The 25,136-nt window shown below is 56.9% G+C and carries 26 protein-coding genes; 22 read left to right on the top strand and 4 right to left on the bottom strand.

Going from position 1 to position 25,136, the window contains the following annotated elements; genetic code table 11:
• Positions 1-37: 37 nt before the first annotated feature.
• The gene (locus tag Electrica_RS15715; RefSeq protein WP_131049987.1) at positions 38-1,252 is read right to left on the bottom strand and encodes an MFS transporter; all 1,215 of its coding nucleotides are present in this window, start codon (positions 1,250-1,252) and stop codon (positions 38-40) included.
• 16 nt (positions 1,253-1,268) lie between these two features.
• Here Electrica_RS15715 and Electrica_RS15710 point away from each other — a divergent pair, with 16 nt between their 5' ends.
• Positions 1,269-2,297, top strand: coding sequence for a LysR family transcriptional regulator (locus Electrica_RS15710; RefSeq protein WP_165457189.1), 1,029 nt, complete (start codon positions 1,269-1,271; stop codon positions 2,295-2,297).
• A gap of 41 nt (positions 2,298-2,338) precedes the next feature.
• On the opposite strand, the gene rne is transcribed toward Electrica_RS15710, so the two are convergent.
• Positions 2,339-5,539 carry a ribonuclease E gene (gene rne, locus Electrica_RS15705; protein ID WP_141964920.1) on the bottom strand — a complete coding sequence of 1,067 codons (3,201 nt, stop codon included), beginning with the start codon at positions 5,537-5,539 and terminating at the stop codon, positions 2,339-2,341.
• An 828-nt stretch (positions 5,540-6,367) separates the two neighbouring features.
• Here rne and rluC point away from each other — a divergent pair.
• Positions 6,368-7,321: a 23S rRNA pseudouridine(955/2504/2580) synthase RluC gene (rluC, locus tag Electrica_RS15700; protein ID WP_167686242.1), complete on the top strand. Its 954-nt coding sequence runs from the start codon at positions 6,368-6,370 to the stop codon at positions 7,319-7,321.
• Between the two features lie 137 nt (positions 7,322-7,458).
• Here the strand turns inward: rluC and Electrica_RS15695 are convergent, their stop codons facing one another.
• A complete protein-coding gene (locus Electrica_RS15695; RefSeq protein WP_131049983.1) occupies positions 7,459-8,043 on the bottom strand; it encodes a Maf family protein in 585 nt (194 codons plus the stop codon).
• A gap of 141 nt (positions 8,044-8,184) precedes the next feature.
• On the opposite strand from Electrica_RS15695, the gene yceD reads away from it, so the two are divergent.
• From yceD to ptsG, 14 genes are all read left to right on the top strand, one after another.
• Positions 8,185-8,706, top strand: coding sequence for a 23S rRNA accumulation protein YceD (gene yceD, locus Electrica_RS15690; protein WP_032695736.1), 522 nt, complete (start codon positions 8,185-8,187; stop codon positions 8,704-8,706).
• Positions 8,707-8,722: 16 nt separating this feature from the next.
• Positions 8,723-8,896, top strand: coding sequence for a 50S ribosomal protein L32 (gene rpmF / locus Electrica_RS15685; protein ID WP_000290724.1), 174 nt, complete (start codon positions 8,723-8,725; stop codon positions 8,894-8,896).
• Between the two features lie 200 nt (positions 8,897-9,096).
• Positions 9,097-10,194 carry a phosphate acyltransferase PlsX gene (gene plsX, locus Electrica_RS15680; protein ID WP_131049982.1) on the top strand — a complete coding sequence of 366 codons (1,098 nt, stop codon included), beginning with the start codon at positions 9,097-9,099 and terminating at the stop codon, positions 10,192-10,194.
• 53 nt (positions 10,195-10,247) lie between these two features.
• Positions 10,248-11,201, top strand: coding sequence for a beta-ketoacyl-ACP synthase III (locus tag Electrica_RS15675; protein ID WP_141964919.1), 954 nt, complete (start codon positions 10,248-10,250; stop codon positions 11,199-11,201).
• Between the two features lie 15 nt (positions 11,202-11,216).
• Complete coding sequence (gene fabD, locus Electrica_RS15670; protein WP_100685130.1) at positions 11,217-12,146, top strand: ACP S-malonyltransferase; 930 nt, start codon at positions 11,217-11,219, stop codon at positions 12,144-12,146.
• Positions 12,147-12,158: 12 nt separating this feature from the next.
• Positions 12,159-12,893, top strand: a complete 735-nt coding sequence (gene fabG / locus Electrica_RS15665) for a 3-oxoacyl-ACP reductase FabG (RefSeq protein WP_131049980.1) — start codon at positions 12,159-12,161, stop codon at positions 12,891-12,893.
• A gap of 210 nt (positions 12,894-13,103) precedes the next feature.
• The gene (acpP, locus tag Electrica_RS15660) at positions 13,104-13,340 is read left to right on the top strand and encodes an acyl carrier protein (protein WP_000103754.1); all 237 of its coding nucleotides are present in this window, start codon (positions 13,104-13,106) and stop codon (positions 13,338-13,340) included.
• A gap of 86 nt (positions 13,341-13,426) precedes the next feature.
• Positions 13,427-14,668 (top strand): beta-ketoacyl-ACP synthase II, encoded by a 1,242-nt coding sequence (gene fabF / locus Electrica_RS15655; protein ID WP_100685128.1) that lies wholly within the window; start codon positions 13,427-13,429, stop codon positions 14,666-14,668.
• Positions 14,669-14,800: 132 nt separating this feature from the next.
• On the top strand, positions 14,801-15,610 hold the full coding sequence (pabC, locus tag Electrica_RS15650; protein WP_141964918.1) for an aminodeoxychorismate lyase: 810 nt from the start codon (positions 14,801-14,803) through the stop codon (positions 15,608-15,610).
• Between the two features lie 2 nt (positions 15,611-15,612).
• Positions 15,613-16,635 (top strand): cell division protein YceG, encoded by a 1,023-nt coding sequence (yceG, locus tag Electrica_RS15645; protein ID WP_131049978.1) that lies wholly within the window; start codon positions 15,613-15,615, stop codon positions 16,633-16,635.
• A complete protein-coding gene (gene tmk, locus Electrica_RS15640) occupies positions 16,625-17,266 on the top strand; it encodes a dTMP kinase (RefSeq protein ID WP_100685125.1) in 642 nt (213 codons plus the stop codon). Before yceG ends, tmk begins: the two co-directional genes overlap by 11 nt.
• On the top strand, positions 17,263-18,267 hold the full coding sequence (holB, locus tag Electrica_RS15635; RefSeq protein WP_131049977.1) for a DNA polymerase III subunit delta': 1,005 nt from the start codon (positions 17,263-17,265) through the stop codon (positions 18,265-18,267). The genes tmk and holB overlap by 4 nt, the downstream gene beginning before the upstream one ends.
• A 10-nt stretch (positions 18,268-18,277) precedes the next feature.
• Positions 18,278-19,063 (top strand): metal-dependent hydrolase, encoded by a 786-nt coding sequence (locus Electrica_RS15630; RefSeq protein WP_131049976.1) that lies wholly within the window; start codon positions 18,278-18,280, stop codon positions 19,061-19,063.
• A 303-nt stretch (positions 19,064-19,366) separates the two neighbouring features.
• Positions 19,367-20,800 carry a PTS glucose transporter subunit IIBC gene (ptsG, locus tag Electrica_RS15625; protein ID WP_100685122.1) on the top strand — a complete coding sequence of 478 codons (1,434 nt, stop codon included), beginning with the start codon at positions 19,367-19,369 and terminating at the stop codon, positions 20,798-20,800.
• 51 nt (positions 20,801-20,851) lie between these two features.
• On the opposite strand, the gene Electrica_RS15620 is transcribed toward ptsG, so the two are convergent.
• On the bottom strand, positions 20,852-21,073 hold the full coding sequence (locus Electrica_RS15620) for a hypothetical protein (RefSeq protein ID WP_167686210.1): 222 nt from the start codon (positions 21,071-21,073) through the stop codon (positions 20,852-20,854).
• 82 nt (positions 21,074-21,155) lie between these two features.
• On the opposite strand from Electrica_RS15620, the gene hinT reads away from it, so the two are divergent.
• From hinT to ycfP, 6 genes are read left to right on the top strand one after another with little or no spacing between them, the layout of a single operon-like run.
• Entirely contained in the window at positions 21,156-21,512 is a 357-nt protein-coding gene (gene hinT / locus Electrica_RS15615; RefSeq protein WP_100685120.1) for a purine nucleoside phosphoramidase, read from the top strand.
• 3 nt (positions 21,513-21,515) lie between these two features.
• Entirely contained in the window at positions 21,516-21,890 is a 375-nt protein-coding gene (locus Electrica_RS15610) for a YcfL family protein (protein WP_100685119.1), read from the top strand.
• Between the two features lie 21 nt (positions 21,891-21,911).
• Positions 21,912-22,547 carry a penicillin-binding protein activator LpoB gene (gene lpoB / locus Electrica_RS15605; RefSeq protein ID WP_160704053.1) on the top strand — a complete coding sequence of 212 codons (636 nt, stop codon included), beginning with the start codon at positions 21,912-21,914 and terminating at the stop codon, positions 22,545-22,547.
• Positions 22,528-23,346: a thiamine kinase gene (gene thiK / locus Electrica_RS15600; protein ID WP_141964916.1), complete on the top strand. Its 819-nt coding sequence runs from the start codon at positions 22,528-22,530 to the stop codon at positions 23,344-23,346. The genes lpoB and thiK overlap by 20 nt, the downstream gene beginning before the upstream one ends.
• A 32-nt stretch (positions 23,347-23,378) precedes the next feature.
• A complete protein-coding gene (gene nagZ, locus Electrica_RS15595) occupies positions 23,379-24,389 on the top strand; it encodes a beta-N-acetylhexosaminidase (RefSeq protein WP_167686241.1) in 1,011 nt (336 codons plus the stop codon).
• Between the two features lie 26 nt (positions 24,390-24,415).
• A complete protein-coding gene (gene ycfP, locus Electrica_RS15590) occupies positions 24,416-24,958 on the top strand; it encodes an alpha/beta hydrolase YcfP (RefSeq protein WP_100685115.1) in 543 nt (180 codons plus the stop codon).
• The last annotated feature ends 178 nt before the right edge of the window (positions 24,959-25,136 follow it).

Below are 25,136 nucleotides of genomic sequence, written 5' to 3'. Positions count from 1 at the left end.
GTAAGAGACCCGTTCCGCATGGCGGAGCGGGTTTTTTTTAGCGGACTGCGCGCGCTACGGATGCCAGACGGGCGCTTTCCCGCAGACGAATCGCCAGCGCGATGGCGCCGGTCACCACGGCCAGAATAACGACGCCGTTCCAGCCGGCAACGACGTACAGCCGACTGCCGAGGACCGAGCCGAGCGCCATACCAATGAACACGCCGGTGAACAGCAGGGCGTTCAGGCGGCCGCGGGCCTGCGGCTCGAGGCTGTAAACCAGATTCTGGTGGGCGACCAGGCTGGACTGCAGACCGAGATCGAAGCCGATGGCCGCAAGACCAATCAACAGCAGCTGACCATGTGGCGGCAGTACCGGCATCAGGAACATCAGAGCAAACGAGAGGGTAACCAGCCCCGCGCCCAGCTGAGTGACCCTTCCGGCGCCATATTTATCGGCCAGTCCGCCCGCCAGGGGCGCGGCAAGGGCCCCGGCTGCACCGGCGATGCCGAATCCCCCGGCCACGGCGCTGCCCATCTGATAATGAGCGAGCAGCATCACCGCCAGCGTTGACCAGAAGGCGCTGAAAGCGATGGATAAAAAGCCCTGGGCCACTGCCGCGCGTCGTAACGCAGGATAGCGTTGCCACAGGTGCGCCATGGATTTCATCAGCTGCGGATAGCTTAACGTGGAGTGAATCGCAAAGCGGGGCAGAATACGCCACATCAGCAGACCGATGAGGGCGATACTGACGGCCGCCGCCTGATACATCACCCGCCAACCGAACAGCGCACCGACCAGTCCGCTGACGGTCCGCGAGAGCAGAATTCCCAGCAGCAGGCCGGTCATCACCGTCCCGACCATTTTCCCCTGTTTCCCCGCCGGGGCCAGAATCGCCGCCGCCGGAACAATATCCTGCGCCATCGTCGCGGCCATCCCGATCAATAAGCTGACCACCAGCAGTGACGTGAGCTGGCCCGTCAGGCTACACAGCAGCAGCAGGACCGCCAGCGCCGCGCTTTTCAGCAGAATCAGCGTTCGTCGGTCGTGGCGATCGCCGAGCGGCAGCAGAAACAGAATGCCCAGCGCGTAGCCGGCCTGGGTCAGGGTCGGGACGAGGCCCATCCCTTCAACGCTCAGATGCAGATTGGCCCCCATCAGCGGGAGCAGAGGCTGCGCGTAATAAATAGAAGCCACGCTAAAACCAGCGCCAAGAGCGAGTATAAAAATAATCCAGCCCGCTTCGCGGGAGGAGAGTGGAGTCGGGGTCATGATGAAGTCCTCGTAGATGAGATGGGGCTATTCTTCCCCGAATGCCGCTGGCGCGGTAGATAGCGTGGTGGTAAAACGGTTATACGCTTCACGTATAGAGAAAATGATAATGAAGAGACAGGAACGTATAGATCGCATTGAACTGATGCGGACCTTTATTCGCATCGTCGAGGCCGGTTCACTCTCTTCGGCGGCCCGGCAGCTGGATACCACCCAGGCGACGGTCAGCCGCCGTCTGCAGTCGCTGGAGAGCATGCTCGGTAGTCGACTGATTCTGCGTACAACGCATGCTATGAAGCTCACCGATGATGGCGAGCGCTGTTATCAGCACGCGCGTCAGGTGGTGGATGCCTGGCTGGCGCTGGAGGATGAGATGAGTATCGCGGACGATCGGCCGGTGGGGGTGCTGCGCGTGCGGGCGCCTCATGCTTTTGGTCAGCAGCAGCTGCTGGGTCCGCTGGTCAATTTTCTGCAACGCTATCCGCAGCTGGCGGTGGAGTGGATGCTCAATGACAAAACCGTCGATTTTCTCAGTGATAATATCGATTGCGCGATTCGGGTGGGCGCCGAAGTTGACCCGGCTACGGTATCGGTACAGCTGGCTGAAGTTCCGCGTAGCCTGGTGGTCGCCCCCGCGCTGTTGGCGCAATACCCGGCATTAGCGATACCTCAGGATCTGTCGCGGTTGCCGTGGGTGGCCATCAGCACCTTTTATCAACATGAAGTGGAGTTGCAGCATCAGGAGGATAGCCGGGAGCTGGCGTTTGGTATTGTGCCGTGTCTGAGTACCGATAGCGTGTATGTGGCCCGTAATACGGCGCTGGCGGGGCTGGGCGCGGCTATCGTGTCGAGCTGGGCGGTGGCCGAGGATATTGCCGCCGGTCGGCTGGTTGAGCCGTTTCCGCAGTGGCGGGCCTCTCCGCTGCCGGTCCACCTGGTCTATCCGTGGGCGCGTTATTATCCAACCCGACTACGAAAGTTTCTCGATCTGATGCGCGAAGTGATGCCGCAGGTTGCCGGGATGCAGCGCCCGGAGGCGGAATAAAAAAACCGGCCAGAGGCCGGTTTTTTTATGACGTGCTGCGTTTACTCGGCAGGTTGCGGACGGGTAGGTTCCGCCGTCGCCTGATGAGTCGCGCTGTGGCCGCCTGCAGCGCCTTTGCCGTCAAAGGCAAACGACGGGCGAACCCAGTCGCTGTGACGCGGCGCTTCTGGCTCGTAGGCTGGCGCCGGGGCACGCGTCATCGGGGCGGTCGCGTGACGGTGAGACACGATAACCGCTGCCGCTGGCGCGGCGGCCACCACCGGAGCAGGCGCTGATTCGACGACCGGCGCTGTTTCTACCACCGGAGCGGCTTCAACGACCGGCGTCGGCTCGATGGCCTGTGCGGCAGGAACTTCTTGCGCCACAACCGGTGCAGTCTCCTCAACAACGGCTTCAGCGGCAGCTTCCGGCTCGGCAGCAACCGGCGCAACGCTGGTTTCGGCCGTTACAACCGGGGTTTCTGCGGCGATAACGTCCTGCGCGGCGACCTCCGGCTGAACAGTCTGCGCGGCTTCAGCGACGGTCGCTTCGGCTACGACAGGTTGTTCGGCGGCAACAGGCGCTGCCTCGGCAACCGCCGGGGCGACCACTTCTGCGATGGCGGCTTCAGCGACAGCAACCGGCGCGACAGTTTCAGTAACGGACGCCTGAACCTGCTGTTCTTCCTGCTGCTGATCCTGGGCACGGACAACCGGGTAGCGAATCCACACTTTACCTGACGCCATTTCCGGGGATGCGCAGGCTACGGTCAGCGGCATCGGCGACTGGGTCGGGTAACGCTCATCGCGGTAACGACGACGGCGCTGACCGCTGACGCGCAGATGACGCGGCGAGCGACGAGAGCGACGCGGCATACCGTTGGCTTCGCGGGACTCGCTGTTGTCGTCATGGTCGCCATTATGTTCAACGACGGCAGGCAGATCGACTTTCGCCAGTTCCGTGCGCGGAGCGACGGCTTCCGGCTGGACCGCAGCCGCGGTTTCAACAACCTGAGCAGCCGTTTCAGCGACCGCAGATTCAATGCGAACCTTCTGGGATAACTGACGCGGTTTACGTCGGGACATCGTCTGAACGCGCTCTTCCTGTTCGACTTCCTGCGGGGCTACCGGCTCTTCGCGCGTTGGTGCTTTAGCTTCCTGCGGGGCCTGGCGCTTGTCGTCGTTACGACGACGATTACGCTCACGGCGCGGCTGCTGCTCATCGCGCGCTTTGCCTTTTTCCGCGTCCTCGGTCACCGTCTGGCGAGATTCACGCGGCTCGACATTCTGCTGCTGCTTCTCGCGACGATTACGGCGATTTTCCTCGCGGGATTCGCGAGGCTCACGGCCTTCCGTATTTTCAGCGCGGCTGTCGCGGTTATCACGACCGTCGCGGTTATCACGACGATCGTTGCGATCGCGGCGATTGTTGGTCCGCGGTTTACGACGCTCTTGCTGACGTTCCGGTTTCTCTTCGGCTTTCTTCTCTACCTGAGGTTCTGCCGGTTTAGTTTCTTCTGCGCCGGAGAAGATGTTTTTCAGGGCGCCAAAGAAGCGTGAGAGCAGACCAGGCTGCGCCGGCGCGGCAGTGGCTACCGCGGGTTTCGCGGCGGCAGGTGCGGCAACAGGAACGTCCTGCTCTGGCGCAGGCGGTACGTCCGGCATCACGAAGGTGGCCAGGGCCGGCTGCTCAGGGCGTTTACGTTCGGCAGGCTCTTCATCCGCAGGCAGCGCCATCTCTTCTTCGTGCAGTTTAGGCAGCAGATAGCTCAGGGTAGAGGTCTCTTCGCCTTTGCGCACGCGCAGCACGGAGTAGTGCGGGGTTTCCATCTGATCGTTCGGGACGATGATCACGCGAACGTCGCCCTGACGGGTTTCAATGGCGCTCACCGCGGCACGTTTTTCGTTCAGCAGGTAGGACGCAATCGGCACAGGCACGATGGCGTGAACTTCCTGGGTGTTCTCTTTCAGCGCTTCTTCTTCAATCAGACGCAGGATAGAGAGCGACAGGGATTCGTTATCACGCACGGTGCCGGTACCGCTACAGCGCGGGCAGACGTGATGGCTGGATTCACCCAGCGACGGGCTCAGGCGCTGACGCGACATTTCGAGCAGACCGAAGCGAGAGATGTGGCTGATCTGGATGCGCGCACGATCCTGGCGCACCGCTTCGCGCAGGCGGTTTTCGACCGCGCGCTGGTGGCGTACCGGCGTCATGTCGATGAAGTCGATGACAATCAGGCCGCCGAGGTCACGCAGACGCAGCTGGCGGGCAATCTCATCGGCCGCTTCCAGGTTGGTGTTGAATGCCGTTTCTTCGATGTCGCCGCCGCGGGTGGCGCGAGCGGAGTTGATATCGATAGCGGTTAACGCTTCGGTGCTGTCGATAACGATAGACCCGCCGGAAGGCAGGCGCACTTCGCGCTGGAAGGCGGATTCAATCTGCGATTCGATTTGATAGTGGCTGAACAGCGGAATTTCACCGGTGTACAGTTTGATTTTGCTGCTGAAATCCGGGCGACCCAGTGCGGCGATGTGCTGGCGAGCCAGCTCAAGCACTTTTGGGTTATCGATCAGGATTTCGCCGATATCCTGGCGCAGATAATCACGGAAGGCGCGCACGATGACGTTGCTTTCCTGATGAATCAGGAACGGCGCCGGGCGGCTTTCAGCGGCTTTCTGGATGGCTTCCCAGTGTTTCAGACGGAAGCTCAGGTCCCACTGCAGCGCTTCGGCAGATTTGCCGACGCCGGCGGTGCGTACGATAAGCCCCATGCCGTCCGGCAGCTCAAGGCTGGCCAGCGCTTCTTTCAGTTCGGTACGATCGTCACCCTCGATGCGGCGTGAGATACCGCCCGCGCGCGGGTTGTTTGGCATCAGTACCAGATAGCTACCCGCCAGGCTGATAAAGGTGGTGAGCGCGGCGCCTTTGTTGCCACGTTCTTCTTTATCAATCTGCACAATCACTTCCTGACCTTCACGCAGCACATCCTTAATATTCGGACGACCATGAGAATTGTAGTTGGCAGGGAAGTATTCGCGGGCGATTTCTTTGAGGGGGAGGAAACCATGACGCTCGGCGCCGTAATCAACAAACGCGGCTTCAAGGCTAGGTTCAATACGGGTAATTTTGCCTTTGTAGATGTTCGCTTTTTTCTGTTCGTGCCCGGGGCTTTCGATATCCAGGTCGTACAGGCGCTGCCCATCAACAAGGGCGACGCGCAACTCTTCCTGCTGAGTTGCGTTGATTAACATTCTTTTCATCGTAACTTACTCATTATTCTTACATTGACGACTAAGCTGCGGGCAGAGTATTGCCTTGCCGGGGGGAACCGATGGCCTCGTGTCTGTTTCACGTCGCCAACCTCACGGTTGTCGCGCGCTTAAGAGGCGCAGAGTGTCGGTCGCCTGTATTTCAAACGGAAACACAGCGCAATTAGCAGGGGAACAGCCTGGGATGTATCACCAGAGAAGATTCCATTTATACGCGTCATTTTTCAGATTGCTTCTGCGTCGGCTTGCTCGTTCACCCCTGTTACTGACTCACTGATGATGTCAGTTCCGGAGATTCTCTCTTTCGCCGCCTTGGCGCATCCTGAATAATTTTGCGTATATCTCGTCGTCTTTCACGTTACAGAGGTAGTGGCTTAACCTGCTCATCTCAATCAGCGGACTGAGTAGAGCACCCGGGAATACCCGGAGTCGACGCCTTCCTGCGACGTGAAATCCATAGAGGCCTGTACCGGTAAGGACTGCAACCCGCAGCCCGCTAACTGTCTGAAAGATCAATACGTCTTACGCCATTGCTGCGTGGATGATCGGTCAGACAAAATTGGTCATTCCGCTAATTTCTTGTTCTAACAAGATTCAACACGGAAAACGGCATCATTATTCCATTGCTAACCTTGTTATAGCAAGTTGACTTTTACCTTTTATCACCCGGTTACTCACAGTTTTTTCACCAGCGGATACAGATTGTTCTAATAACAAACAAAACGTCGATGAAGCGTTCAATGAAAACCGGATAATGATAAATATAAGCATATAAAAATGAGTGGCGCTAATGCGTCGGGCTATTTAGAATCGCGCACCATGAAAACTGAGACTCCAAGCGTAAAAATGGTTGCCATTACCGCCGATGAAGCGGGGCAACGCATCGATAACTTTTTGCGTACGCAGCTAAAGGGCGTACCGAAGAGCATGATTTATCGCATCCTGCGTAAAGGCGAGGTGCGGGTGAATAAAAAACGCGTCAAGCCGGAATACAAGCTGGAAGCCGGCGACGAAATCCGCATTCCGCCTGTGCGGGTTGCCGAGCGTGAAGAAGAAGCCGTCTCCCCGCATCTGCAGAAGGTGTCGGCGCTGGCCGACGTGATTCTGTATGAAGATGACCATATTCTGGTGCTGAATAAACCGTCCGGTACCGCGGTGCACGGCGGCAGCGGCCTGAGTTTCGGCGTCATTGAAGGCCTGCGCGCGCTGCGTCCGGAAGCCCGTTTCCTCGAACTGGTTCACCGCCTTGACCGCGACACCTCCGGCGTACTGCTGGTGGCGAAGAAGCGTTCTGCGCTGCGTTCGCTGCATGAACAGCTGCGCGAAAAGGGCATGCAGAAGGATTACCTGGCGCTGGTGCGCGGACAGTGGCAGTCGCACACCAAAGTGGTGCAGGCACCGCTGCTGAAAAACATTCTGCAGAGCGGCGAACGTATCGTGCGCGTCAGTCAGGAAGGAAAACCGTCGGAGACGCGCTTTAAGGTTGAAGAGCGCTATACGCATGCGACCCTGGTGCGCTGCAGCCCGGTTACCGGACGTACCCACCAGATCCGCGTCCATACGCAGTATGCGGGTCACCCGATTGCCTTTGACGACCGCTATGGCGACCGCGAGTTTGATAAACAGCTGGCCGGCACCGGCCTGAATCGGTTGTTCCTCCATGCCGCCGCGCTGAAATTTACTCATCCGGGGAGCGGGGAAGTGATGCGCGTAGAGGCGCCGCTTGATAACCAGCTGAAACGCTGTCTGCAGGTGCTGCGTAATAGCAAATGATCGTCGCGGCGGACGGTGAGTCCGCCGCTATTCCCGGCCGATAAGGGGGAGCAAAATGAGATTACCGGCTGAGACGAGAAAAGGCGATGGCAAAGAAGCAGGCCAGAACGGCGGTTCCGGCCCGGCAGAATAAACGGCTAGCGCAACAGCGGATTACAGCCTTCCCGGCGTAGCATCTGACACAGGGCGATCAGCGGCAGGCCGACCAGCGCATTCGGATCGCGTCCTTCCAGTCGTTCAAAGAGCGTAATCCCCAGTCCTTCACTTTTAAAACTCCCGGCGCAGTGCAGCGGACGCTCTTTGCGCACATAATTGTCGATTTCCTGGTCGCTTAAGTGGCGGAAATGGACATCAAAGGGCTCACATTCGGTTTGCAGATGGCCGTTGGCGGAATTATAAAGCGCCAGTCCGGTATAAAAGGTCACTATCGTGCCGCTGGCTTTTCTTAACTGCAGGCGCGCATTCTCTTCGCTATGCGGCTTGCCGGTAATTTCGCCATCGAGGACGCAGACCTGATCGGATCCGATAATTAAGTGCTGAGGATAGCGGGCGGCGAGCGCCTGCGCTTTTGCCTGCGCCAGACGGACCACCAGCTGGCGGGCAGGTTCGCCTGGATGGGGAGTTTCATCGACATCAGGCGCTGCACAGTCAAACGGCATGGCCAGTTTTTCCAACAACATCCGCCGCCAGGGCGATGTCGATGCCAGAATAAGCTCAGACATATTTTTTCATCCACATATAGCGCTTCGAAGAGCATCATTTTAAACTATGGGCCGCAATGTGTGCGAATAAATGGCGAAAGGCAACCTGAGGCTGCCTTTTTCTTTGACTCTATGACATTACAAAGTTAATATGCGCGCCCTATGCAAAAGGTAAAATTACCCCTGACTCTTGATCCGGTCCGCACGGCTCAAAAACGCCTCGATTACGAAGGTATCTATGCCCGTGATCAGGTTGAACGTGTAGCCGATTCTGTAGTCAGCGTGGACAGCGATGTGGAATGCAGCATGTCGTTCGCTATTGATAATCAGCGCCTTGCCGTTATTACCGGCGATGCAAAGGTTTCAGTAACCCTCGAATGTCAGCGTTGCGGGAAACCGTTCCCCCATCATGTCCACACCACGTATTGTTTTAGCCCCGTCAGAAATGACGAACAGGCCGAAGCACTACCGGAAGCGTATGAGCCGATTGAGGTTAACGAATTCGGTGAAATCGACCTGCAAGCGATGGTTGAGGATGAAATCATTCTCTCCTTGCCTGTAGTTCCGGTGCATGATTCTGAACACTGTGAAGTGTCCGACGCGGACATGGTCTTTGGTGAACTGCCTGAAGAGGCACAAAAACCAAATCCATTTGCCGTATTAGCCAGCTTAAAGCATAAGTAATTGAGGAGTAAGGTCCATGGCCGTACAACAGAATAAACCAACCCGTTCCAAACGTGGCATGCGTCGTTCCCATGACGCTCTGACCGCAGTCACCAGCCTGTCTGTAGACAAAACTTCTGGTGAGAAACACCTGCGTCACCACATCACTGCCGACGGTTTCTACCGCGGTCGCAAGGTTATCGCTAAGTAATCACGCACGACTCCATGGATTTCGCGCGGCAAGAGACGTGAGCGAAAGCATCGCGCTAGCATAGACAACTATGTGACCGGGATGAACGAGCGCAGTCAACATGCTTGCAGCGTGAAAAACAAAGAGTATAAGCGTGATGAAGCTTAGCGAGGATTTCCCCAGGTGACTGGGGAATAACCGAACCGGGCAGCGACGATATCTTGACACGTCTAACCCTGGCGTTAGATGTCATGGGGGGCGATTTTGGCCCATCCGTGACAGTGCCTGCAGCACTGCAGGCACTGAACTCTAATTCGCAACTCACACTTCTTTTAGTCGGCGACCCCGACACCATCACGCCATTACTTGCCAAAGCTGATTTCGAACAACGTTCGCGCCTGCAGGTGATCCCTGCGCAGTCAGTTATTGCTAGTGATGCGCGGCCCGCACAGGCGATCCGCAATAGTCGCGGAAGCTCAATGCGCGTGGCGCTGGAGTTAGTAAAAGAAGGGCGGGCGCAAGCCTGCGTCAGCGCGGGGAATACCGGCGCGCTGATGGGACTGGCAAAATTATTGCTCAAACCGATTGAAGGGATTGAGCGTCCGGCGCTGGTGACGGTCTTACCGCATCAGCAAAAGGGCAAAACGGTGGTGCTTGATTTAGGCGCTAACGTGGATTGCGATAGTACGATGCTGGTGCAGTTTGCGGTCATGGGCGCGGTACTGGCCGAAGAAGTGGTCGGCATTGAGAATCCCCGCGTCGCGCTGTTGAACATCGGCGAAGAAGAGATGAAGGGCCTCAATAGTATCCGCGATGCCGCTGCGGTGCTGAAGACGCTGCCGTCGCTGAACTATATCGGCTATCTTGAAGCCAACGAATTATTGACGGGCAAAACCGATGTGTTGGTTTGTGATGGATTCACGGGCAACGTCACATTAAAAACTATGGAAGGTGTTGTCAGAATGTTCCTCTCGCTGCTGAAATCACAGGGTGAGGGCAAAAAACGGTCGTGGTGGCTGCTGTTATTGAAGCGTTGGTTACAAAAAAGCCTGGCAAGGCGATTCAGTCACCTCAACCCCGACCAGTATAATGGCGCCTGTCTGTTAGGATTGCGCGGTTCCGTGATTAAGAGTCATGGTGCTGCCAATCAGCGCGCCTTCAGCGTGGCGATAGAGCAGGCAGTGCAGGCAGTGCAGCGGCAAATTCCTCAGCGGATCGCCGCTCGCCTGGAATCTTTATACCCAGCAGGTTTCGAACTGCCCACCGGCGACAGAAACGGGAACTCCCGGCAGCAACGCGGGACAAACGAAGAAGGCTGACGACCAGCGGTTTGAACAAGGCGGGTATATTACCCAAGAGTGACTGAGCGTACATGTATACGAAGATTATTGGTACCGGCAGTTATCTGCCCGAGCAAGTGCGTACTAACGCCGACCTGGAAAAAATGGTAGAGACGTCTGACGAGTGGATTGTCACTCGTACGGGTATCCGTGAACGTCGTATTGCTGCACCGAATGAAAACGTTGCGACGCTGGGTTTCGAAGCGGCAAAAAATGCGCTGGAGATGGCGGGCGTTAAACCGGAGCAAATTGGTCTGATCGTTGTTGCGACCACCTCGGGGACTCACGCCTTTCCAAGTTCGGCTTGTCAGATTCAGTCTATGCTGGGTATTAATGGCTGCCCGGCCTTTGATGTGGCGGCAGCGTGCGCAGGCTTTACCTACGCGCTGAGCATCGCCGATCAATATGTGAAAAACGGCGCGGTGGATTACGCGCTGGTGATTGGCGCTGACGTTCTGGCGCGCACCTGCGATCCTGACGATCGCGGGACGATCATTATTTTTGGTGATGGCGCGGGAGCCGTGGTGCTGGGCGCTTCTGAAGAGCCGGGGATCATTTCCACCCACCTGCATGCGGATGGCCGCTACGGCGAGCTGTTAACGCTGCCGAACGCCGATCGCGTTGAGCCGGAAAATCCTGTCTATCTGACGATGGCGGGCAACGAAGTGTTTAAAGTTGCCGTGACCGAACTGGCGCACATTGTCGATGAGACGCTGGCGGCTAACAATCTCGATCGCTCGGCGCTGGACTGGCTGGTACCGCATCAGGCTAACCTGCGAATTATCAGCGCGACGGCAAGAAAACTGGGGATGTCGATGGATAACGTGGTGGTGACGCTCGATCGTCACGGCAATACCTCCGCGGCTTCCGTTCCCTGTGCGCTGGATGAAGCGGTTCGCGACGGCCGCATCCAGCGTGGTCAGCTGATTCTGCTGGAAGCCTTTGGTGGCGGTTTCACCTGGGGTTCCGCGCTGGTTCGTTTTTAGTATAAGGATTTAGACATGACGCAATTTGCTTTTGTGTTCCCGGGACAAGGTTCTCAGACGGTTGGCATGTTGTCTGACATGGCAGCAGCGTATCCGGTTATCGAAGAAACTTTCCGTGAAGCCTCTGCGGCGTTGGGTTACGATCTGTGGGCGCTTGCTCAGCAGGGCCCGGCGGAAGAACTGAACAAAACCTGGCAGACTCAGCCTGCGCTGCTGACCGCTTCCGTGGCGCTGTATCGCGTCTGGCAGCAGCAGGGCGGCAAGACCCCGGCTCTGCTGGCCGGTCATAGCCTGGGTGAGTATTCCGCGCTGGTTTGCGCCGGGGTGATTGATTTTGCCGACGCGGTGCGTCTGGTCGAGATGCGCGGCAAATTTATGCAGGAAGCCGTCCCGGAAGGGACCGGCGCGATGTCCGCGATTATCGGTCTGGACGATGCGTCGATTGCCAAAGCCTGCGCAGAGTCCGCCGAAGGGCAGGTCGTGGCCCCGGTCAACTTTAACTCACCGGGCCAGGTCGTGATTGCCGGTAACAAAGAGGCTGTAGAACGTGCAGGTGCGGCTTGTAAAGCTGCCGGCGCTAAACGGGCGCTGCCGCTGCCGGTGAGCGTCCCGTCCCACTGCGCGCTGATGAAGCCTGCGGCGGAAAAACTGGCCGTTGAACTGCAAAACATCACTTTTAACGCACCGCTTATTTCGGTGGTGAACAACGTTGATGTGAAGTGTGAAACGGCGCCAGACGCGATTCGCGATGCGCTGATTCGCCAGCTGTACAGCCCGGTTCAGTGGACTAAAACCGTTGAGTTTATGGCATCCCAGGGCGTAGAACACCTGTATGAAGTGGGACCGGGTAAAGTCCTCACCGGCCTGACCAAACGTATTGTTGACACCCTGACCGCTTCCGCGCTTAACGAGCCAGCAGCGATGTCTGCGGCGCTTGAGCAATAAAAGAGGAATACCATGAGTTTTGAAGGAAAAATCGCGCTGGTTACCGGTGCAAGTCGCGGCATTGGCCGCGCAATCGCAGAAACGCTTGTCGCCCGTGGTGCGAAAGTGATCGGCACGGCCACCAGCGAGAGCGGTGCGCAGGCGATCAGCGATTACCTCGGTGCCAATGGCAAAGGTATGCTGTTGAATGTGACCGATGCGGCATCTATCGAATCGGTACTGGGAAATATTCGCGCAGAGTTTGGTGAAGTGGATATCCTGGTTAATAATGCCGGTATTACTCGTGATAACCTGTTAATGCGGATGAAAGATGATGAGTGGAACGATATTATCGAAACCAACCTGTCATCAGTTTTCCGTCTGTCAAAAGCAGTAATGCGCGCTATGATGAAAAAGCGTCACGGGCGCATTATTACTATCGGTTCTGTGGTCGGTACCATGGGAAATGCTGGTCAGGCCAACTACGCTGCGGCGAAAGCGGGTCTGATTGGTTTTAGTAAATCGCTGGCACGTGAAGTCGCGTCCCGCGGTATTACTGTTAACGTTGTTGCTCCGGGCTTTATTGAAACGGACATGACGCGTGCGCTGTCTGAAGATCAGCGTGCGGGTATTCTGGCGCAAGTTCCTGCGGGTCGCCTCGGCGATGCAAAAGAAATCGCCAGTGCGGTTGCGTTCTTAGCTTCTGACGAAGCAGGTTACATCTCTGGTGAAACCCTGCACGTCAATGGCGGAATGTATATGGTCTGACCGAGATTTGCGCAAAACGCTCAGGAACCACGCAGTCTGTGTGGTCCCGAATGCGGTTTTGTGCAAAATGATTTGCGTTCTGAGGGCAAACACCCGCAAAATAGCGTAAAATCGTGGTAAGACCTGCCGGGATTTAGTTGCAAATTTTTCAACATTTTATACACTACGAAAACCATCGCGAAAGCGAGTTTTGATAGGAAATTTAAGAGTATGAGCACTATCGAAGAACGCGTTAAGAAAATTATCGGCGAGCAGCTGGGCGTTAAGCAGGAAGAAGTTACCAACAATGCTTCCTTCGTTGAAGACCTGGGCGCTGATTCTCTTGACACCGTTGAGCTGGTAATGGCTCTGGAAGAAGAGTTTGATACTGAGATTCCGGACGAAGAAGCTGAGAAAATCACCACTGTTCAGGCTGCCATTGATTACATCAACGGTCACCAGGCGTAAGTGAACATCTCCAGGCGGTCATTCGACCGCCTGAGTTTTATCTTTTTGTCCCACAAGAATCTATTTTCCCTCCCTGGAGGACAACCGTGTCTAAGCGTCGTGTAGTTGTGACCGGACTGGGCATGTTGTCTCCTGTCGGCAATACCGTAGAGTCTACCTGGAAAGCTCTCCTTGCCGGTCAGAGTGGCATCAGCCTGATCGACCATTTCGATACTAGCGCCTATGCAACAAAATTTGCTGGCTTAGTAAAGGATTTTAACTGTGATGACATTATCTCGCGCAAAGAACAGCGCAAGATGGATGCCTTCATTCAATATGGAATTGTTGCAGGCTGGCAGGCCATGCAGGATTCTGGTCTTGAAGTAACGGAAGAGAACGCAACCCGCATCGGTGCCGCTATTGGTTCCGGCATTGGCGGTCTCGGCCTGATCGAGGAAAACCACAGTTCGTTAACCAACGGCGGACCTCGTAAGATCAGCCCGTTCTTTGTACCGTCTACAATTGTTAACATGGTGGCCGGACATTTGACCATCATGTTTGGTCTGCGTGGGCCGAGTATCTCTATCGCGACCGCTTGTACTTCCGGCGTACACAATATTGGTCAGGCTGCGCGTATCATTGCGTATGGCGATGCAGACGCAATGGTGGCCGGCGGTGCGGAAAAAGCCAGTACCCCGCTTGGCGTGGGCGGCTTTGGCGCCGCGCGTGCGCTCTCAACCCGCAACGACAATCCGCAGGCGGCAAGCCGTCCGTGGGATAAAGATCGTGACGGTTTTGTACTGGGCGACGGTGCGGGTATGGTCGTGCTGGAAGAGTACGAGCACGCCAAAAAACGCGGCGCGAAAATTTACGCGGAAATCGTCGGCTTTGGTATGAGCAGCGATGCTTATCATATGACGTCTCCTCCGGAGAATGGCGCCGGTGCGGCCCTGGCGATGGTGAATGCCATCCGCGATGCAGGGATTGAACCTGGCCAGATTGCTTACGTCAATGCGCACGGCACCTCGACGCCGGCGGGCGATAAAGCAGAAACTCAGGCGGTTAAGTCTGTCTTCGGCGATGCGGCGAGCCGCGTGATGGTCAGCTCAACCAAATCAATGACCGGGCACCTGCTGGGCGCCGCCGGAGCGGTAGAATCAATCTACTCCATTCTGGCGCTGCGCGATGGCGTGGTTCCGCCGACCATCAACCTGGATAATCCGGATGACGGTTGTGACCTCGACTTCGTTCCGCACGAAGCGCGTCAGGTTTCCGGTATGGAGTACGCGCTGTGTAACTCCTTCGGCTTTGGTGGCACCAACGGTTCACTGATCTTTAAAAAGATCTAAACCCGTTGCGCTTGCCGCTAAATTCTGACTCAGGCCTGCATAAAATGCGGGCCTTCTTTTTTCTTCAGCTTTCTCTGCTTGTCCTGCGTAATTCATCCTGAGACACTGACAGGCCACCGATAAGGAGCCGCTATGTTCTTGATTAATGGCATTGAACAGGACACCCTCGCCGCCAGTGACCGGGCAATTCAGTTCGGCGACGGGTGCTTTACTACCGCGCGTATCGTGGAACATAAAGTGCAGATGTTGCCCGCCCACCTTCGTCGTTTGCAACTGGCCTGCGCGGCGCTGATGATTCCCTACGCGCAATGGACGCAGCTGGAAGCTGAAATGCAGCGCCTGGCGCATGAACAGCAAAGCGGCGTGCTGAAAGTGATACTGACGCGGGGCGCGGGTGGTCGCGGCTACAGCGGTGCAAACTGCCAGTCGCCCACGCGTATTCTCAGCGTTTCAGCGTATCCGGCCCATTATGCGCGCTGGCAAGAAGCTGGCGTTACGCTGACGCTAAGCCCGGTTCACCTCGGGCGTAATCCATTGCTGGCCGGGCTGAAGCATCTGAACCGACTGGAACAAGTGTTGATCCGCTCTCATCTTGAGCAGACGGACGCCGATGAAGCGCTGGTTCTTGACAGCGACGGGTGGCTTACGGAATGCTGTGCCGCGAATCTGTTCTGGCGCAAGGGGAGGGATGTGTTTACGCCACGTCTCGATCACGCCGGCGTCAATGGCATTATGCGTCAGCATTGTATCGCGCAACTGGCACAATCGCCGTTTCGCGTTGTCGAAGTCACAGCGCGCGCTGATGCGTTGCGAGACGCCGATGAAGTGCTGATATGCAATGCGCTGATGCCGCTGATACCGGTTCGCCGCTGGGACGAGACATACTGGTCCTCGCGAGAGCTTTATCATTTTTTAGCCCCACTGTGTGAGCTGTCTGGTTAGTCATGAAGAAAATGTTACGATTTATCCTGCTGTTGTTGGTCGTGCTGGGCATTGCCGCAGGCGCAGGCATCTGGAAAGTTCGTCAGCTTGCGCAGAGCAAGTTGCTGATTAAAGAAGAGACTATCTTCACTTTAGAGGCCGGTACCGGGCGCATGGCGCTGGGTGAGCAACTGTATGGCGACAAGGTGATCAACCGGCCGCGCGTATTCCAGTGGTTGCTGCGTCTTGAACCCGAATTATCCCACTTCAAAGCCGGTACCTACCGCTTCATGCCGAACATGACGGTACGTGACATGCTGCAACTGCTGGGCAGCGGCAAAGAGGCCCAGTTCCCGCTGCGGTTTGTGGAGGGGATGCGGGTGAGCGACTACCTGCGTCAGCTGCGCGATGCGCCGTACATCAAACATACGCTGGCAGACGACCGTTACGAAACGGTTGCCGAGGCGCTTAACCTCGAACATGCGGACTGGGTTGAAGGCTGGTTCTGGCCGGATACCTGGATGTATACCGCCCATACCAGCGATGTGGCGATCCTCAAGCGCGCGCATCAGAAAATGGTTGCGCAGGTCGAAAAAGCCTGGGAAGGGCGGATGGAGAATCTGCCGTACAAAGATCAGAATCAGCTTCTGACCATGGCGTCCATTATTGAAAAAGAGACGGCGGTTGCCGCAGAACGCGACCGCGTGGCGTCGGTATTTATCAATCGTCTGCGCATCGGCATGCGTCTGCAGACCGACCCGACCGTGATCTACGGTATGGGAGAGCGTTATACTGGCAAGCTGACCCGCAAAGATCTGGAGACGCCGACGGCATACAATACCTACGCGATCGGCGGTTTGCCGCCGGGGCCCATCGCCGTACCGGGAGAAGCCTCTCTGAACGCCGCGGCGCATCCGGCGAAAACGCCTTATCTCTATTTTGTTGCCGATGGTAAAGGCGGGCATACGTTTAATACCAATCTGGCCAGCCACAACCGCTCGGTACAGGATTATCTGAAAGTACTTAAGGAAAAAAATGCGCAGTAACTATATCGTTATCGAAGGCCTGGAAGGTGCAGGGAAGACCACCGCGCGCAATCTGGTGGTGGAGGCGCTGCAGGAGTCGGGTATCAGCGATCTGGTGTTTACCCGTGAGCCGGGCGGCACAATTCTGGCCGAGAAGCTGCGCAGCCTGGTGCTGGATATTCAATCCACCGGCGATGAAGTGATTAATGACAAAGCCGAAGTGCTGATGTTTTACGCCGCCCGCGTTCAACTGGTCGAGACGGTGATCAAACCCGCTCTGGCAAACGGCCAGTGGGTGATTGGCGATCGTCACGACCTGTCGACCCAGGCCTATCAGGGCGGCGGTCGCGGTATCGACCAGACGATGCTGGCTACGCTACGCGATGCGGTACTGGGCGATTTTCGCCCGCACCTGACGCTGTATCTGGACGTGACGCCGGAGGTGGGCCTGAAGCGCGCGCGCGCGCGCGGCGAACTCGATCGTATTGAACAAGAATCGCTGGATTTCTTCAATCGTACCCGCGCGCGCTACCTTGAGCTGGCGGCGCAAGATCCCACTATCCACACCATCGATGCGACGCAGTCGCTGGAAGCCGTCGCAAGCGATATCAGAGCGGTTATCAGCCGCTGGGTCGCGGAGCAAAGCGCATGAAATGGTACCCATGGTTACGCCCGTCATTTGAACAATTAGTCGCCGGCTATCAGGCTGGACGGGGTCACCATGCGTTACTACTTCAGGCCTTGCCTGGCATGGGGGGCGAGGCGCTGATCTATGCGCTGTGCCGCTATCTCATGTGCCGCCAGCCGCAAGGAAATAAAAGCTGCGGGCAGTGTCACAGTTGCCAGCTGATGCAGGCTGGCACGCACCCCGATTACTACACCCTGGCACCGGAAAAAGGCAAAAGCGCCCTCGGCATTGACGCCGTGCGTGACGTTAACGAAAAGCTTTATGAGCGTTCCCGCCTTGGCGGCGCCAAAGTAGTGTGGACAGGCGATGCGGCCTTGTTAACGGATGCGGCGGCGAATGCCCTGTTAAAAACGCTGGAAGAGCCGCCGGAAAACACCTGGTTTTTCCTCGCCTGTCAGGAGCCCGCGCGGTTGCTGGCCACGCTGCGCAGCCGCTGTCGCCTCCATCATCTTGCGCCGCCGTCAGAGTCCTACGGGCTGGCATGGCTGGAACGCGAGGTGACGATGCCGCAGGAGGCGCTGCTCTCCGCGCTGCGCCTGAGCGCGAATGCGCCTGCGGCGGCGCTGGATCTGCTGCAGGAGAGTCACTGGGCTTCCCGGCAACAGCTGATTCAGACGCTGGCGGGGGTCTTAAGCAGCGGCGACTGGCTGGCGCTGCTGCCGATACTGAATCACGAACAGGCTGCGGTTCGTTTGCACTGGCTGGCATCGCTGCTGCTGGATGCACAAAAACGGCAGCAGGGAATCACCCTGGTGAGCAACCCTGATGCCTGGACGCTGGTCAATCAGCTGGCGCAGACGCTGCCTGCCGCCCGTTTGCAGGCGATCGCACGCGACGTCAGCGCCTGCCGGGACCAGCTGTTGAACGTGGTTGGCGTCAACCGCGAACTGCTGCTAACCGAGCGCCTTCTGCGCTGGGAACATTACCTGCAACCTGGGACGGTACTTCCCGTATCCCACCTCTGAGCGAGACATTATGTTTTTAGTCGACTCCCACTGCCATCTGGATGGTCTGGATTATCAAACGCTGCACAAAGACGTAGACGATGTGCTGGCGAAAGCCGCTGCCCGCGATGTGAAGTTTTTCCTCGCCGTGGCCACGACGCTGCCGGGATACCGCGGAATGCGTGAGTTGGTCGGCCCGCGCGACAATGTGGTTTTCTCCTGCGGCGTCCATCCGCTCAATCAGGATGAAGAGTACGATGTTGACGAGCTGCGCAAGCTGGCGGCGGAAGAGGGGGTTGTGGCAATGGGGGAAACCGGGCTGGACTATTTTTACACCCCAGAAACCAAACCCCGTCAGCAGGCCTCTTTCCGCGATCATATCCGCATTGGCCGCGAACTAAACAAGCCGGTTATCGTGCATACCCGCGACGCGCGCGCCGACACGCTGGCTATTTTGCAGGAAGAAAAAGTGACGGATTGCGGTGGCGTACTACACTGTTTCACTGAGGACAGGGAGACCGCCGGTAAATTGCTGGATATGGGGTTCTATATCTCGTTTTCCGGTATCGTCACCTTCCGCAATGCCGAGCAGCTGCGCGATGCCGCGCGCTATGTTCCGCTTGACCGCCTGCTGGTGGAAACCGACTCGCCGTACCTGGCGCCGGTCCCGCATCGCGGTAAAGAGAACCAGCCGGCAATGGTACGCGATGTGGCGGAATACATGGCGGTACTGAAGGGCGTTCCGCTTGAGCAACTGGCGCAACAGACCACGCAAAATTTCGCCAGCCTGTTCCACATTGACCCCGCCAGACTGTAACCTGCCGATCTTTCTATTATTTTAAGGCTCGTAATTAATAAATAAAGCGAGTAAAGTTCACCGCCACAAAAGGGGCGGTGACGTGCTTTTGGTTACATTTAGATACAGATTATGTAAGTTGATGTAAACTTTCCCACGCCGACTGATTGAAACGTGATAGCCGTCAAACAATCATTCCGCCAATTATTTTACTCTGTGTAATAAATAAAGGGCGCTTAGATGTCCTGTCCACGGCACGGTTCTCCCCCCGTGCCAATGCGTGAAAACGTAAAAAGCACCAAATACTCAGGAGCACTCTCAATTATGTTTAAGAATGCATTTGCTAACCTGCAGAAGGTCGGTAAATCGCTGATGCTGCCGGTCTCCGTACTGCCTATCGCAGGTATCCTGCTGGGCGTCGGTTCCGCAAACTTCAGCTGGCTGCCAGCCGTTGTTTCCCACGTTATGGCAGAAGCAGGCGGTTCAGTCTTTGCCAATATGCCATTGATCTTCGCTATCGGTGTGGCGCTTGGCTTCACCAATAACGACGGCGTATCTGCGCTGGCTTCTGTTGTTGCTTACGGCATCATGGTGAAAACCATGGCGGTCGTTGCGCCGCTGGTTCTGCATTTACCTGCGGAAGAAATTGCGGCCAAACACCTGGCTGATACCGGCGTACTCGGCGGTATTATCTCTGGGGCTATTGCAGCGTACATGTTCAACCGCTTCTACCGTATCAAGCTGCCTGAATATCTGGGCTTCTTTGCGGGCAAGCGTTTTGTTCCGATTATCTCCGGTCTTGCCGCTATTTTCACCGGCGTGATCCTGTCCTTCATCTGGCCACCGATCGGCTCTGCTATCCAGACCTTCTCTCAGTGGGCGGCATACCAGAACCCGGTAGTAGCCTTCGGTATCTACGGCTTCATCGAACGCTGCCTGGTACCGTTTGGTCTGCACCACATCTGGAACGTTCCTTTCCAGATGCAGATTGGTGAATACACCAACGCGGCAGGTCAGGTGTTCCACGGCGATATCCCTCGTTATATGGCAGGCGACCCGACTGCGGGTAAACTGTCCGGCGGCTTCCTGTTCAAAATGTACGGCCTGCCGGCTGCCGCTATCGCCATTTGGCACTCCGCTAAGCCGGAAAACCGCGCGAAAGTGGGCGGTATCATGATCTCCGCAGCGTTGACCTCGTTCCTGACCGGTATCACCGAGCCGATCGAGTTCTCCTTCATGTTCGTTGCGCCGATTCTGTACGTTATCCACGCAATTCTTGCCGGTCTGGCCTTCCCGATCTGTATTCTGCTGGGTATGCGTGATGGTACGTCGTTCTCTCACGGCCTGATCGACTTCATCGTCCTGTCTGGTAACAGCAGCAAACTGTGGCTGTTCCCGATCGTCGGTATCTGCTACGCCATCGTCTACTACGTTATCTTCCGCGTGCTGATTAAAGCACTGGACCTGAAAACTCCGGGTCGTGAAGATACCACTGAAGACAGCAAAGTCGGTGCGACCAGCGAAATGGCTCCGGCACTGATTGCTGCGTTCGGCGGTAAAGACAATATCACTAACCTTGATGCATGCATCACCCGTCTGCGCGTCAGCGTGGCCGACGTCGCGAAAGTTGATCAGGCTGGCCTGAAAAAACTGGGCGCTGCCGGTGTGGTTGTTGCTGGTTCAGGCGTTCAGGCAATCTTCGGCACCAAATCCGATAACCTGAAAACTGAAATGGATGAATACATCCGCAGCAACTAAGTTGTGATGTGGGGAGACTAAGGCAGCCAAATGGCTGCCTTTTTTATGCTCTCAATCCGGCGGATGAAACCGCAGGCGCATATCGGGGCAAAAAGAGAGGTCGGCGAGCGTCTTTAATACGTCTGCAGCAGTAAGCCGTGCTGTCGGAAGGGCGCTTAAGCGCGCGCGGCGGAAAGCCGCAAGCCGCGATATGATGAATCCATCAGCAGCTAGCATCGTCGCGACATAAGAAAAAGCGCATTCAGGTTGAAAGAGAGGGAGCAACTCGCTCATACTCTTAGGCGAATCCTGTGCATCCGCGTTTATCTGTAGAGGCAGGCCAGAGCACGGTATAAAAATTAATAAGGAATCAGTCATGGCAGAAGAAACGATTTTTAGCAAAATCATTCGCCGGGAAATCCCGTCGGATATGGTTTATCAGGATGAACGGGTGACCGCTTTTCGCGATATTTCCCCGCAGGCACCGACCCACATTCTGATTGTCCCCAATATCCTGATTCCTACCGTCAACGATGTCACCGCTGAACATGAACTGACGCTGGGGCGCATGATGACCGTTGCGGCGAAAATTGCGCGTGACGAAGGTCTTGCTGATGATGGCTATCGTCTGATTGTTAATTGCAACCGCCACGGCGGCCAGGAAGTCTACCATATCCACATGCACCTGCTGGGCGGTCGCCCGCTGGGGCCGATGCTGGCTCACAAAGGTTAATCGATGCGCGCAGCTCATTTCGGCTCGCTTCTGGCGGCTGTGCTCCTGGTCGGGTGCGGTTCCCATGCGGAAATCCCCGTTGCTGAACAGCAGACGCTGGTGATGGAATCCAACGTGCTGGCGGCGGGCATCAGCGCCGATGCGCCAGAGGTTACGGCCTCCGAGATTCAGGCTACCGCCACCTCCAGGCTGTTTAATGAACGCCAGCAACCGATCACCGTGCATTACCGCTTCTTCTGGTATGACGCCAGAGGGCTGGAAATGCATCCGCTGGAGCCGGCCCGCAGCATCACGGTGCCTGCGCACTCTTCTGTCACCTTGTACGGTAGCGCGAATATTTTGGGGGCGCATAAGGCCCGCCTGTATCTTTATCTGTAAGGGGTAATTGTAATGATTAAAATGTGTCGCTACGCGTTAATTACGGCACTGGCGATATTCCTTGCTGGGTGCGTGGGGCAACGTCAGGAGCCCGCTCCCGTTGAGGAGGCGCAGCCGAAGCCAACGCAGCCCGCGCAACCGCAGCCGACGGTGCCAACCGTACCGACGGTTCCGTCTATTCCGGGGCAGCCGGGGCCGATTGAACACGAGCAGCAGCCGGCACAGCCAGCGCCGCGCGTGCGTCATTATGACTGGAATGCGGCGGTACAGCCGATGGTGGGGCAAATGCTGCAGGCGGGCGGCGTCAATGCGGGGAGTATTCTGCTGGTCGACAGCGTGAATAACCGCACCAACGGCACGCTAAACGCCGCCGACGCGACGGCGGCATTGCGCAATGCCCTGAGCGGGAACGGCAAATTCACGCTAGTGTCCGCTCAGCAGCTGGGCGTGGCAAAACAGCAGCTAGGTTTATCCCCGCAGGACAGTCTCGGCAGCCGCAGCAAAGCGATGGGGATTGCCCGCACCGTGGGCGCTCAGTACGTGCTGTACTCGAACGCGACCGGCAACGTCAATTCACCTGAGCTGAAAATGCAGCTGATGCTGGTTCAGACTGGCGAGATTATTTGGTCAGGTAAAGGTGCCGTTCAGCAACAGTAAACTGACGCGCGATGAGGTGTTGTCGCGCTTTTTCCCCCGCTATGCACCTGTCGCCGGCCTGGGCCAGAATGGCCTGAGCGGCGGCAGCTGTATTATCAGCGACGGTGTCCGGCGGCTGGTTCTGCGCCAGCCGCACGACTCTGACGCGCCCGTCCGTGAATTTCTCCGCCAGTACCGTACTCTGTCTCGCCTGCCGACGACCGTGGTCCCCGCACCGCTTTTCTATGCGCCGGGCTGGCTGGTGGTGGAATATTGCGACGGTGAGATGAAAAGCGCGCTCCCGGAGTGCCCGCAGCTGGCAGGGTTATTGTATTATCTGCACCGGCAGCCGCGTCTGGGCTGGCGTGTGGCGCTGGCACCGCTGCTTGAACGCTACTGGCTGGCGTGTGATCCAGCGCGGCGTACACCGCAATGGCTACGTTGGCATAAGCGTTTGTTACAGCGCGGGGAGCCTCATCCTCTGCGGCTGGCGCCGCTACATATGGATGTGCATGCCGGCAATATTGTCCATACCAAAACAGGGCTGCGGTTGATCGACTGGGAATATGCCGGCGATGGCGATATTGCGCTGGAGCTGGCCGCGGTGTGGGTTGCGCCGTCAGAGCATCGTCAGCTGGTCGCCGCATATGCCCGGCGGGCGCGCATTGATGAGCGGCTGCTGTGGCGACAGGTACAACGCTGGCGTCCGTGGGTCATTTTGCTGATGGCGGGCTGGTATGAACGCCGTTGGCAGCAGACCGGCGACCGGCAATTTATCACGCTGGCAGATGAAACATGGTGTCAGTTAGACAAAGAATGAAAAGGATAAGAGAGGTCAGTGTGGGTCCGGTAATGTTGGATGTCGAAGGGTTTGAACTGGATGCGGAAGAGCGTGAGATTCTTGCCCATCCGCTGGTAGGCGGACTGATTTTATTCACCCGCAACTATCACGATCCAGCCCAGCTGCGGGAGCTGGTGCGCCAGATCCGCGAGGCCTCGCGCAATCACCTGGTGGTGGCCGTCGATCAGGAAGGCGGCCGCGTGCAGCGCTTTCGCGAGGGCTTTACCCGCCTGCCGGCCGCGCAATCTTTTGCCGCGCTGCTGGGGATGGAAGAGGGCGGCCCGCTGGCGGCTCAGGCCGGTTGGCTGATGGCCAGCGAGATGATCGCGATGGATATCGATATCAGCTTTGCGCCGGTTCTTGATGTCGGCCACATCAGTGCCGCGATCGGCGAACGCGCTTATCATGAGGATCCGGATAAAGCGCTGGCTATCGCCCGCCGCTTTATCGACGGTATGCACGAGGCGGGGATGAAAACCACCGGGAAACACTTCCCGGGACACGGCGCCGTGACCGCAGATTCGCATAAAGAGACGCCGCGGGATCCGCGGGCTGAAGCCGAGATTCGGGCCCGGGATATGGCGGTTTTCCGCACCCTGGTGGTGGAACATCGTCTCGACGCCATTATGCCCGCCCACGTTATTTACAGCGATGTGGATCCGCGCCCGGCCAGCGGTTCAGCGCACTGGCTGAAGACGGTATTGCGCGGCGAGTTAGGTTTTGACGGCGTGATTTTCTCTGACGACCTGTCGATGGAGGGGGCGGCGATCATGGGCAGCTATGCCGAACGCGGGCAGGCATCGCTGGATGCCGGTTGCGATATGATCCTGGTCTGCAATAATCGTAAGGGGGCGGTCAGCGTGCTGGATAACCTGTCGCCGATCAAAGTAGAGCGTGTTACGAAATTGTATCATCAAGGTTCATTTACCCGTCAGGAGTTAAGGGATTCTGCCCGTTGGAAGACGGTTAATGCGCAGCTGGAGCAGCTCCACGCGCGTTGGCAAGAGGCGAAGTCTGCGTAATTGACCTGAAGTCTGGTGAGGATACGATGATTATCTATTTACACGGTTTTGACTCAAACAGTCCCGGAAACCATGAGAAGGTGCTGCAGCTGCAGTTTATCGATCCCGATGTGCGTCTGATAAGCTACAGCACGCGGCACCCAAAACATGATATGCAGCACTTGTTAAAAGAAGTCGATAAAATGCTGCAGCTCAATACTGACGATCGGCCGCTGATTTGCGGCGTCGGCCTGGGTGGCTATTGGGCGGAACGGATTGGTTTCCTTTGCGATGTGCGTCAGGCCATTTTTAACCCCAATCTGTTTCCCGCGGAAAACATGGAAGGCAAGATCGACAGGCCTGAAGAGTACGCTGATATCGGGACCAAGTGCGTCAACAATTTCCGCGAGAAAAACCGCGATCGCTGTCTGGTGGTACTCTCCCGCCAGGACGAGGCGCTGGACAGCCAGCGTTCGGCTGACCTGCTGCATCACTACTATGAAATCATCTGGGATAATGAGCAGACCCACAAGTTCAAGAACATCTCACCTCATCTGCAGCGGATAAAAGCCTTTAAGACGCTAGGCTGAGTCACTCCTCCGCAGCGGCCCGTCGTAGAGACATACGACGGGCTTTTTTTATGTCGCCAATAGTGGCATGGTTAAAAAATAGGCGGTAAAACTTGATGCATATCAATTTTGGTATGACCAATGACCCGTTCATGGTATTCTCAATTTCGCTGAATGGTTTCACTGCTGTAACTTGTTG

The sequence above is a fragment of the Klebsiella electrica genome, from assembly GCF_006711645.1.
GTDB lineage: Bacteria > Pseudomonadota > Gammaproteobacteria > Enterobacterales > Enterobacteriaceae > Klebsiella > Klebsiella electrica.
Note: the sequence above shows the minus strand (reverse complement) of the source record. Positions and strands in the feature narration are given on the sequence as shown.